Origin of the sequence: Pseudomonas sp. S4_EA_1b, assembly GCF_016307435.1 — a bacterium.
Taxonomy (GTDB): Bacteria; Pseudomonadota; Gammaproteobacteria; order Pseudomonadales; family Pseudomonadaceae; genus Aquipseudomonas; species Aquipseudomonas rhodesiae.
In genome coordinates this window covers 81574-91586 of record NZ_JAEILC010000017.1, presented here as the reverse complement: position 1 = coordinate 91586, position 10013 = coordinate 81574, and the positions used below count along the sequence as shown (strand labels likewise).

The window sequence follows — 10013 nt, the reverse complement described above, 5'->3', positions numbered from 1 at the left end:
GGGGGCCAGCCCTTCTCACATTGGATCTCTGGCGTTTTTGAAGGTCGAACCGGCAAAACCGTCCATACTTCCCAAGTCAATTGATCCAGATCACGTACACCATCAATTGATTTCCCCCAACGCGACCAAAGGTCGCACCCTTGGCGTACCATCGGGGGCGTATCATTACGCTACTGCAACATCCTTAATTTGACCCCGGTTGGCACGTACTGGCCGAGGCAAATCTCCACCGCCGTGGGATGCAATGATGAGCGACCAAATACCGGTACATGACGTTACCCCGCCTGCCAAACATTCAAGCCAGACGGTCGATCTCTACGCCGCGCGCGAGAAGATCTACACCCGTGCCTTCACTGGCCTGTTCCGCAATCTGCGCATGCTCGGCGGTGCCGCGCTGTTCCTGCTCTACTTCGGCACGGTGTGGCTGAACTGGGGCGGTCACCAGGCCGTGTGGTGGAATTTGCCGGAACGTAAGTTCTTTATTTTCGGCGCAACCTTCTGGCCTCAGGACTTCATTCTGCTGTCTGGCATCCTGATCGTCGCCGCGTTCGGCCTGTTCTTTATCACGGTGTACGCCGGGCGCGTGTGGTGCGGCTATACCTGCCCGCAAAGCGTGTGGACGTGGATCTTCATGTGGTGCGAAAAGGTCACCGAAGGCGACCGCAACCAACGCATCAAGCTGGACAAAGCGCCGATGAGCGCCAACAAATTCCTGCGCAAGTTCAGCAAGCACAGCCTGTGGCTGATCATCGGTTTCGTCACCGGCATGACCTTCGTCGGTTACTTCTCGCCGATCCGCGAACTGGTCTTCGACTTCTTCACCGGCCAGGCCGATGGCTGGTCGTATTTCTGGGTCGGTTTCTTCACCCTTGCCACCTATGGCAACGCCGGTTGGCTGCGCGAACAGGTGTGCATCTACATGTGCCCTTATGCGCGTTTCCAGAGCGTAATGTTCGACAAGGACACCCTGATAGTCTCCTACGACCCACGCCGTGGCGAACTGCGCGGGCCACGTAAAAAAGGCGCCGACTACAAGGCCCAGGGCCTGGGCGACTGCATCGACTGCACCATGTGCGTACAGGTATGCCCGACCGGCATCGACATCCGTGACGGCCTGCAGATCGAGTGCATCGGCTGCGCGGCGTGCATCGATGCCTGCGACAACATCATGGATAAGATGGAGTACCCACGCGGCCTGATCAGCTACACCACCGAACACAACCTGTCCGGTCAGAAAACCCACAAGCTGCGTCCACGTCTGATCGGCTATGCGTTGGTATTGCTGGCGATGATCAGCCTGTTGGTCACCGCGTTTTTCATGCGTTCGCTGGTGGGCTTCGACGTCAGCAAAGACCGCGTGCTCTTCCGCGAAAACGCCGAAGGCCGCATCGAAAACGTCTACAGCCTGAAGATCATGAACAAGGACCAGCGCGACCACACCTACGTGCTCGATGCCGCCGGCCTGCCGGATCTCAAGTTGCAGGGCCGCCGCGAGATCAAGGTGTCCGCCGGCGATATCGTGAGCATGCCGGTGGAACTGTCGAGTGCGCCGGAACAAGTGCCATCGAGCACCAACGAGGTGACGTTCATCCTCAAGGATGCCGATGACCCGAGCATTCACGTCGAAGCCAAGAGCCGATTCATCGGCCCTCAGGTCCGTTAACCCAACGTTGTTAAACAGAGAGCCGAACAATGCCCGTAGCCACTGCCGCAAGCCCTTGGTACAAGCACCTCTGGCCTTGGATCATCATCGGTATCCTCGCCTGCTCGGTGGCCTTGACCTTGTCCATGGTGACGATCGCGGTGAACAACCCTGACAACCTGGTCAACGACAACTACTACGAGGCCGGCAAAGGCATCAACCGCTCCCTGGATCGTGAACGCCTGGCCCAGACCCTGCAGTTGCGCGCCAAGCTGCACCTGGACGAACTGACCGGCGAGGTCGAGCTGAACCTCACCGGCTACAGCAACCCCAACACCCTGCAACTGAACCTGATTTCACCGACCCAGCCGGAGAAAGACCGCAAGATCAACCTGACCCGCAGCGACAGCGAGCCGGGCCGCTACCTGGGTCAGGTGACCGATAAAGTCGAAGGCCGCCGTTTCGTGGAGCTTTTGGGTGTGGAAGGCGACAAGACCTGGCGCCTGTTCGAGGAAGAAGAAGTCAGCCACGACAAAGACTTACTGCTGGGAGATGAGCCCTTGCAGGGCGCCGAAGACCTGAAGAAGTAAACACTCTGCGCTTCGCACGTCGCGGCCCCGCCCCTCCCTGCGAGAGTCGGGCTGGCCCGCGACGAGGCCCTACCAGCCCCTAAAGATTCCAAGCCATGACCACCCCGCTTCCCTGCTACCACTGCGCCCTGCCCGTGCCGCCCGGCAGCCGGTTCACCGCTCAGATCCTCGGCGAGCGCCGTGAACTCTGCTGCCCAGGTTGCCAGGCGGTGGCCGAAGCGATTGTGGCCGGGGGCCTGGAAAGCTATTACCAGCATCGCAGCGAAGCCTCGGCCAACCCCGAAGCGCTGCCGGTACAACTGGTGGAGGAGCTGGCGCTGTATGACCGCGCCGACGTGCAAAAACCCTTTGTGCGCCATGACGGCGAACTGGCCGAAACCACCCTGCTGATGGAAGGCATCAGTTGCGCGGCGTGTGGCTGGCTGATCGAAAAACACCTGCGCAGCCTGCCCGCCGTGGCCGAGGCGCGGCTGAATCTGTCCAACCATCGCTTGCAGGTCCGCTGGGCCGATGGGCAACTGCCGTTGAGCCAGGTGCTCAGCGAACTGCGCCATATCGGCTATGCCGCCCACCCGTATCAGGCGGACCGCGCCGCTGAGCAATTGGCCAGTGAAAACCGTCTGGCCCTGCGCCAACTGGGCGTGGCCGGGTTGCTGTGGTTCCAGGCGATGATGGCAACCATGGCCACTTGGCCGGAATTCAATATCGACCTGAGCCCAGAGCTGCACGTCATCCTGCGCTGGGTAGCGATGTTTCTGACCACCCCCATCGTGTTCTACAGCTGCGCGCCGTTTTTCAAAGGCGCGTTGCGCGACCTGCGCACCCGCCATCTGACCATGGATGTGTCGGTGTCCCTGGCGATTGGCGGCGCCTACCTGGCGGGCATCTGGACCGCCATCAGTGGCGTGGGCGAGCTGTATTTCGATGCAGTGGGCATGTTCGCGCTGTTCCTGCTGGCCGGGCGCTATCTGGAACGCCGCGCCCGCGAACGCACCGCCGCCGCCACTGCGCAACTGGTCAACCTGCTGCCGGCCTCGTGCCTGCGCGTGCAAAGCGACGGCCAGAGCGAGCGCATCCTGCTCAGCGAACTGGCCGTGGGCGATCGCGTGCGCGTACACCCAGGCGCGGTGCTGCCGGCGGACGGAGTGATCCTCGACGGTCAGTCCAGCATCGACGAGTCACTACTGACCGGCGAGTACCTGCCGCAAGCGCGCCAGGCGGGCGATAGCGTCACCGCCGGCACCCTCAATGTGGAAGGCGCGCTGACCGTTGAAGTACGCGCCCTGGGCCACGACACCCGCCTGTCCGCCATCGTGCGCTTGCTGGAACGGGCCCAGGCCGAGAAACCGCGGCTGGCCCAGATCGCCGACCGTGCCGCGCAATGGTTCCTGCTGGGCTCGCTGCTCGCCGCCGCGCTGATCGGCCTGTGGTGGTGGCAGTTGGACGCGTCGCGGGCGTTCTGGATCGTACTGGCGATGCTGGTGGCGACCTGCCCGTGCGCCTTGTCGCTGGCCACACCCACCGCCCTCACCGCCGCCACCGGCACCCTGCACAAACTCGGTTTGCTGCTGACCCGCGGCCATGTGCTGGAGGGTCTTAACCAAATCGACACGGTGATTTTCGACAAGACCGGCACCCTCACCGAAGGCCGCCTGGCGCTGCGAGCGATTCGCCCCTTGGGCCCGTTGGACAGCGATGCCTGCCTGGGCCTGGCCGCCGCCCTGGAAAACCGTTCAGAGCACCCGATTGCCCGTGCTTTCGGGCGTGCGCCGCTGGCTGCCGATGAAGTGCTGAGCACCCCCGGCCTCGGCCTGGAGGGTCGCGTGGGCGAGCGCCTGCTGCGCATCGGCCAGCCGGGGTTCGTGTGTGAACTCAGCGGCTGCGCCTTGCCCGCCTCACCCGACGAAGCCGGACAATGGCTGCTGCTGGGTGACCGCCAGGGCCCGCTCGCCTGGTTCGTGCTCGACGACCGCCTGCGCAGCGACGCACCGGCCTTGCTGCAAGCCTGCCAGGCACGCGGCTGGCGCACCCTGCTGCTCTCGGGGGACAGTTCGCCGATGGTCGCCAGCGTCGCGCTTGAGCTGGGCATCGACGAGGCCCACGGCGGCCTGCGTCCCGACGACAAACTGCAAGTGTTGCAACGCCTGCACCAGGAAGGCCGCAGGGTGTTGATGCTCGGCGATGGAGTCAACGATGTGCCGGTGCTCGCCGCCGCGGATATCAGTGTGGCCATGGGCTCGGCCACCGACCTGGCCAAGACCAGCGCCGACGCGGTGCTGCTGTCCAACCGCTTGGATGCGCTGGTGCAGGCCTTCAGCCTGGCGCGGCGCACCCGACGGGTGATCATTGAAAACCTGGTGTGGGCGGGGCTATACAATGGCCTTATGCTGCCGTTCGCCGCCCTCGGCTGGATCACGCCCATTTGGGCGGCGGTGGGCATGTCCCTCAGTTCGTTGACCGTGGTGCTCAACGCCCTGCGCCTGACTCGCCTGCCGAGCGCGCCGGCCGCCAGCGCCCCTCAAGTAACCCGCCCGCTGCCGGCTTGAGCCGCGCGGGCATGGAGTGCAGATGCCAGCTTTATACGTGATGATTCCGGCGGCGCTGCTATTAGTGGGCGTCGCCATCTACATCTTCTTCTGGGCCGTGGACAGCGGCCAGTACGACGACCTCGACGGCCCGGCCCACAGCGTGCTGTTCGATGACCAGGACCCCAACCACTTGGCCGGCGTCGAAGAAGCCAACAGCCCCGAGCAACCGCCCAAGCCCCAAGAACCACCCCATGCTTGAACTGGCGCCGTTACTGGTTTCCGCGCTGATCCTCGGCCTGCTCGGTGGCGGCCATTGCCTGGGCATGTGCGGTGGACTGATGGGCGCGCTGACCCTGGCCATCCCTCAAGAGCAGCGCAGCCGTCGGTTTCGTCTGCTGCTGGCGTACAACCTGGGGCGCATCCTCAGCTACGCCTGCGCCGGGCTGCTGATCGGCATGGCCGGCTGGGCCGTGGCCAATAGCCCGGCGGCCATGATTCTGCGGGTGTTGGCCGGTCTGCTGCTGATCAGCATGGGCCTGTACCTGGCCGGCTGGTGGAGCGGTCTGACCCGTATCGAACGCCTCGGGCGTGGCCTGTGGCGGCATATCCAGCCGATTGCCAACCGTTTGCTGCCGGTGTCCAGCCTGCCCCGCGCGTTGTTGCTGGGCGCGCTGTGGGGCTGGTTGCCGTGCGGGTTGGTCTACAGCACCCTGCTCTGGGCCGCCAGCCAAGGCAATGCGCTGGACAGTGGTTTGCTGATGCTGGCGTTCGGCCTGGGCACCTGGCCGGTGTTGCTGGCCACCGGGCTGGCGGCGGAACGCGTCACTGCCTTACTGCGCAAGCGCAGCGTGCGCATGGCCGGCGGTGTGCTGGTGGTGCTCTTCGGTATCTGGACCCTGCCCGGCCCGCATCAGCACTGGTTGATGGGGCATTGAAACGCCGTGTGGCATAGCGCCGCTCCCCGTTGACGCAAATCAAGGCGCCCCCTACGGCCAACCCCTAGACTCGGCCCACTAGCCTATCCGGGGGACGCCCGCATGCTCGACGCCATTCGTTGGGACACCGATCTGATTAACCGCTACGACCTGGCAGGGCCGCGCTACACGTCCTACCCGACCGCCGTGCAATTCGACAGCCAAGTCGGCACATTCGACTTGCTCCACGCCCTGCGTGACAGCCGCAAGGCCACACGGCCGCTGTCGCTGTACGTGCATGTGCCGTTCTGCGCGAACATTTGCTACTACTGCGCCTGCAACAAGGTCATCACCAAGGACCGAGGCCGCGCCCACGCCTACCTGCAACGCCTGGAGCAGGAGATCCAACTGGTGGCTTGCCACCTGGACCCCAAGCAGCCGGTGGAGCAACTGCACTTCGGCGGCGGCACTCCGACCTTTCTCAGCCACGACGAACTGCGCCAGGTCATGACCTGCCTGCGCCAGCACTTCAACCTGCTAGACGATGACTCCGGCGACTATGGCATCGAGATCGACCCGCGCGAAGCCGACTGGGCCACCATGGGCCTGCTGCGCGAGCTGGGCTTTAACCGCGTGAGCATCGGCGTGCAAGACCTCGATCCCGAGGTCCAGCGCGCAGTGAACCGTCTGCAAAGTCTGGAAGAAACCCGCGCGGTGATCGACGCGGCGCGCACCCTGCAATTTCGTTCGATCAACATCGACCTGATCTACGGCTTGCCTAAACAGACGCCGATCAACTTCGCGCGCACCGTGGAGGAAGTCATCAAGCTGCAGCCGGACCGCCTGTCGGTGTTCAACTATGCGCACCTGCCGGAACGTTTCATGCCGCAACGCCGCATCAACAGCGACGAACTGCCCTCCCCGGCGCAAAAACTGTTGATGCTGCAAACCACCATCGAACAACTGACCCAGGCCGGCTATCGCTACATCGGCATGGACCACTTCGCCCTGCCCGACGACGAGCTGGCCATCGCCCAGGAAGAGGGCCGGCTGCAACGCAACTTCCAGGGTTACACCACCCATGGTCATTGCGATCTGATCGGGCTTGGCGTGTCGGCCATCAGCCAGATCGGCGATCTGTATTGTCAGAACAGCAGTGACCTGAATACCTACCAGAACACCTTGGCTGGCGCGCAACTGGCCACCAGCCGTGGCCTGGTCTGCACCACGGACGATCGTTTGCGGCGTGAAGTGATTCAGCAACTGATCTGCAATTTCAGCCTGGCTTTCGAACCTGTAGAGCAGGCTTTCAATATTGATTTTCGCGGGTATTTCGCCGATCTCTGGCCGCAACTGGAGGCGATGGCCACGGATGGTCTGATCGCCCTCGACGAACACGGCATTCGCGTGCTGCCGGCCGGCCGACTGCTGGTGCGTTCGGTGTGCATGGTGTTCGATGCGTACTTGGAGCACCAGAACCGGCAGCGGTTTTCGCGGGTGATCTGAAGGGCAAGCCCCGGCGCGGTGAGGGCCGGGCTTGCGTTAACCTCTATACTATTGGTGCTTTTTTGTACAGGCTGGCCTGACTGCCCACAGTGCGTTACCCTTACGCATTATGTGTGATTCCCCACAAGGATTTTAGTAATGTCCGAGCCAGTCAAGCTGCGCGCTCATAACCAGGCCCATTGCAAGGATTGCAGCCTGGCCCCCCTCTGCCTGCCACTTTCGCTGAATCTGGAAGACATGGATGCGCTGGACGACATCGTTAAACGCGGTCGCCCGCTGAAGAAAGGCGAGTTTCTGTTTCGCCAGGGCGACAAGTTCGATTCCGTCTATGCAGTACGCTCCGGCGCGTTGAAGACATTCAGCCTGAGCGACGGCGGCGAGGAACAAATCACCGGTTTCCATCTGCCGAGTGAGCTGGTGGGGTTATCGGGCATGGACACCGAGATTCACCCGGTATCGGCCCAGGCGCTGGAGACGACCTCGGTGTGCGAGATCCCCTTCGAACGCCTGGATGAGCTGGCGCTGCAATTGCCGCAACTGCGCCGCCAATTGATGCGTGTGATGAGCCGCGAGATCCGCGACGATCAACAAATGATGCTGCTGCTGTCGAAGAAAACCGCCGACGAGCGCATCGCCACCTTCCTGGTTAACCTCTCTGCCCGTTTCCGCGCCCGTGGGTTCTCGGCCAACCAGTTCCGCTTGAGCATGTCGCGCAACGAAATCGGCAACTACCTGGGGCTGGCGGTGGAAACCGTGTCCCGCGTGTTCACCCGTTTCCAGCAGAACGAACTGCTCGCCGCCGAAGGCAAGGAAGTGCATATCCTCGACCCGATCCAGCTGTGCGCGCTGGCCGGTGGCTCCATAGAAGGTTGATGCAGACACCTGCGGCCGCGCCAATCGGCAAGGTCGCAGGTATACTTCGAGTCCGTTTTCCGCACCCAGGACTCCTCGACGATGACCTTCGACTCGTTCGACATCAAATCCCTGATCCGCCCTGTCATCGACTTCCCCAAGCCTGGGGTGATCTTCCGTGACATCACCCCGCTGTTCCAATCGCCCAAGGCCCTGCGCCTGGTGGCGGACAGCTTTGCCCAGCGCTACGTCGAAGCCGAGTTCACCCACATTGGCGCGATGGATGCTCGTGGTTTTCTGATCGGTTCGATCATTGCTTATCAGTTGAACAAGCCGCTGATCCTGTTTCGCAAGCAAGGCAAACTGCCGGCCGATGTGCTGGCCGAGGGTTACCAGACAGAATACGGCGAAGCCTTCCTGGAAGTGCACGCCGACAGCTTGTGCGAAGGCGACTCGGTGCTGATATTCGATGACCTGATCGCCACTGGCGGTACGCTGATAGCCGCTGCGAACCTGGTACGGCGCATGGGTGCGAAGGTGTTCGAAGCCGCCGCAATCATCGACCTGCCGGAGCTGGGTGGCTCGCAGCGCTTGGAAGACATGGGCATCCCGACGTTTTGCCTGACGCAGTTTTCATTGACTGAACGCTAATGGCACTGACCATCACAAGCCCATCTGCTTGCTGATGATTTCGTTCATTACCTCCCGAGTCCCCCCGCCGATGGACAGGATGCGGTTGTCGCGATACAGCCGCTCCACCAGATTGCCGCGCATATAGCCCTGGCCGCCAAGAATCTGCACGGCGTCGTAGGTGACGCGGTCGGCGGTGTCGGTGGCCAGGTTCTTGGCCATGGAAATTTCCTTGATCACACTTTTGCCCGCCGCCATCTTCGCTGCCTGGCGGTAGGTGAACTCCCGCGAGACTTCCACGGCCGTGGCCATTTCCGCCAAGCGATGCTTGAGCACCTGGAATTTACCGATGGGTTTGCCGAACGCTTCACGCTGAGCGGCCCATTGCAGGCTCTGCTCAAGGGCCATCTGCGCGGTCATATTGGCCATCAATGCCAGGGCCAGGCGTTCGCTCTGGAAGTTGCCCATGATGCAGGCGAACCCCATGTTCTCGGCGCCGATCAGATTGCCGACGGGCACTGGGCAGTCATCGAAGAACAACTCAGCCGTGTCCGACGCCCACCAGCCCATCTTCTTCAGTGGTGGACCGACGGTAAAACCAGGGGTGTTCTTTTCGATCAACAGCAGGCTGATACCGGCAAATCCCGGCCCACCGGTGCGCACCGCCACGGTGTAGAAGTCGGCGCGCACGCCGCTGGTAATAAAGGTTTTGCTGCCGCTGACGCGGTAACAGTCGCCGTCGCGCACGGCGCGGGTGTGCAGGTTGGCCACATCGGAACCGCCACCCGGCTCGGTAACCGCCAGAGCAATGACCTTCGCCCCTGCCAACACCTGCGGCACCACTCGCTCGCGCACTTCGGGCCGTGCCCATTTGACGACCGGCGGCAAGCCGATATCCAGCGAACCGAGCCCCGCGACAACGCCGCCGGAGCCGCAGCGCATCAACTCTTCGCTGGCCGCAACCTTGGCGAACAAATCGCCTTCGTGACTGCCACCCAATGATTCTGGATACCCGATGCCAAGGATCCCCGCCGCACCGGCCTTGTCGTAGAGTTCGCGGGGGAAACTTTGAGCCTCCTCCCATTGCTCGATGCCCGGCAGCATCTCGCGCTCGACAAAGCGTCGCACGCTGTCGCGGATCAGCTGGTGATGGGGGTCGAAGTAATCCTGATAGGCAGACATCGGCAAACTCCACGCAACGGTGGAGAGAAATTACCAAGCGCTTGCTTGGTTAACAAGCATTCGAAAAAACGTGGTGCCAAAGAAATCCGAACTGAACCCGCCACACACTTGTTGCGGCGAAGCGGCCCTGTATCCAGACACTGCGGTGGGTCAGGCGGAAACGGTTGCC

Annotated in this window: 10 protein-coding genes; 9 read left to right on the top strand and 1 reads right to left on the bottom strand. The window is 62.6% G+C overall.

Annotated features, from left to right (window positions below):
- The 9 genes from YA0848_RS35910 to YA0848_RS06775 form a co-directional block, all read left to right on the top strand.
- A partial coding sequence (locus tag YA0848_RS35910) for a hypothetical protein (RefSeq protein ID WP_232925053.1) occupies positions 1–193 on the top strand: 193 nt, incomplete at its 5' end.
- 54 nt (positions 194–247) lie between these two features.
- On the top strand, positions 248–1663 hold the full coding sequence (gene ccoG / locus YA0848_RS06810) for a cytochrome c oxidase accessory protein CcoG (RefSeq protein ID WP_034099674.1): 1416 nt from the start codon (positions 248–250) through the stop codon (positions 1661–1663).
- Between the two features lie 29 nt (positions 1664–1692).
- On the top strand, positions 1693–2232 hold the full coding sequence (locus YA0848_RS06805; RefSeq protein WP_034099675.1) for a FixH family protein: 540 nt from the start codon (positions 1693–1695) through the stop codon (positions 2230–2232).
- Between the two features lie 95 nt (positions 2233–2327).
- Positions 2328–4778 (top strand): heavy metal translocating P-type ATPase, encoded by a 2451-nt coding sequence (locus YA0848_RS06800; protein WP_099311947.1) that lies wholly within the window; start codon positions 2328–2330, stop codon positions 4776–4778.
- A 22-nt stretch (positions 4779–4800) separates the two neighbouring features.
- Positions 4801–5019, top strand: a complete 219-nt coding sequence (ccoS, locus tag YA0848_RS06795; RefSeq protein ID WP_034099677.1) for a cbb3-type cytochrome oxidase assembly protein CcoS — start codon at positions 4801–4803, stop codon at positions 5017–5019.
- Complete coding sequence (locus YA0848_RS06790) at positions 5012–5695, top strand: sulfite exporter TauE/SafE family protein (protein WP_034114795.1); 684 nt, start codon at positions 5012–5014, stop codon at positions 5693–5695. Before ccoS ends, YA0848_RS06790 begins: the two co-directional genes overlap by 8 nt.
- Positions 5696–5797: 102 nt before the next feature.
- Positions 5798–7180, top strand: coding sequence for an oxygen-independent coproporphyrinogen III oxidase (hemN, locus tag YA0848_RS06785; RefSeq protein WP_034099679.1), 1383 nt, complete (start codon positions 5798–5800; stop codon positions 7178–7180).
- A gap of 138 nt (positions 7181–7318) precedes the next feature.
- Positions 7319–8053, top strand: a complete 735-nt coding sequence (fnrA, locus tag YA0848_RS06780) for a Crp/Fnr family transcriptional regulator FnrA (protein ID WP_034099680.1) — start codon at positions 7319–7321, stop codon at positions 8051–8053.
- A gap of 81 nt (positions 8054–8134) precedes the next feature.
- Positions 8135–8683: an adenine phosphoribosyltransferase gene (locus tag YA0848_RS06775; RefSeq protein ID WP_034114796.1), complete on the top strand. Its 549-nt coding sequence runs from the start codon at positions 8135–8137 to the stop codon at positions 8681–8683.
- A gap of 12 nt (positions 8684–8695) precedes the next feature.
- Here YA0848_RS06775 and YA0848_RS06770 read toward each other — a convergent pair whose 3' ends face one another.
- On the bottom strand, positions 8696–9844 hold the full coding sequence (locus tag YA0848_RS06770) for an acyl-CoA dehydrogenase family protein (protein ID WP_034114797.1): 1149 nt from the start codon (positions 9842–9844) through the stop codon (positions 8696–8698).
- Between the last annotated feature and the right edge of the window lie 169 nt (positions 9845–10013).

Coding starts and splice junctions, on each gene's coding strand:
- ccoG (WP_034099674.1), top strand. CDS start 248: ATGAGCGACCAAATACCGGTACATGACGTTACCCCGCCTGCCAAACAT.
- YA0848_RS06805 (WP_034099675.1), top strand. CDS start 1,693: ATGCCCGTAGCCACTGCCGCAAGCCCTTGGTACAAGCACCTCTGGCCT.
- YA0848_RS06800 (WP_099311947.1), top strand. CDS start 2,328: ATGACCACCCCGCTTCCCTGCTACCACTGCGCCCTGCCCGTGCCGCCC.
- ccoS (WP_034099677.1), top strand. CDS start 4,801: ATGCCAGCTTTATACGTGATGATTCCGGCGGCGCTGCTATTAGTGGGC.
- YA0848_RS06790 (WP_034114795.1), top strand. CDS start 5,012: ATGCTTGAACTGGCGCCGTTACTGGTTTCCGCGCTGATCCTCGGCCTG.
- hemN (WP_034099679.1), top strand. CDS start 5,798: ATGCTCGACGCCATTCGTTGGGACACCGATCTGATTAACCGCTACGAC.
- fnrA (WP_034099680.1), top strand. CDS start 7,319: ATGTCCGAGCCAGTCAAGCTGCGCGCTCATAACCAGGCCCATTGCAAG.
- YA0848_RS06775 (WP_034114796.1), top strand. CDS start 8,135: ATGACCTTCGACTCGTTCGACATCAAATCCCTGATCCGCCCTGTCATC.
- YA0848_RS06770 (WP_034114797.1), bottom strand. CDS start 9,844: ATGTCTGCCTATCAGGATTACTTCGACCCCCATCACCAGCTGATCCGC.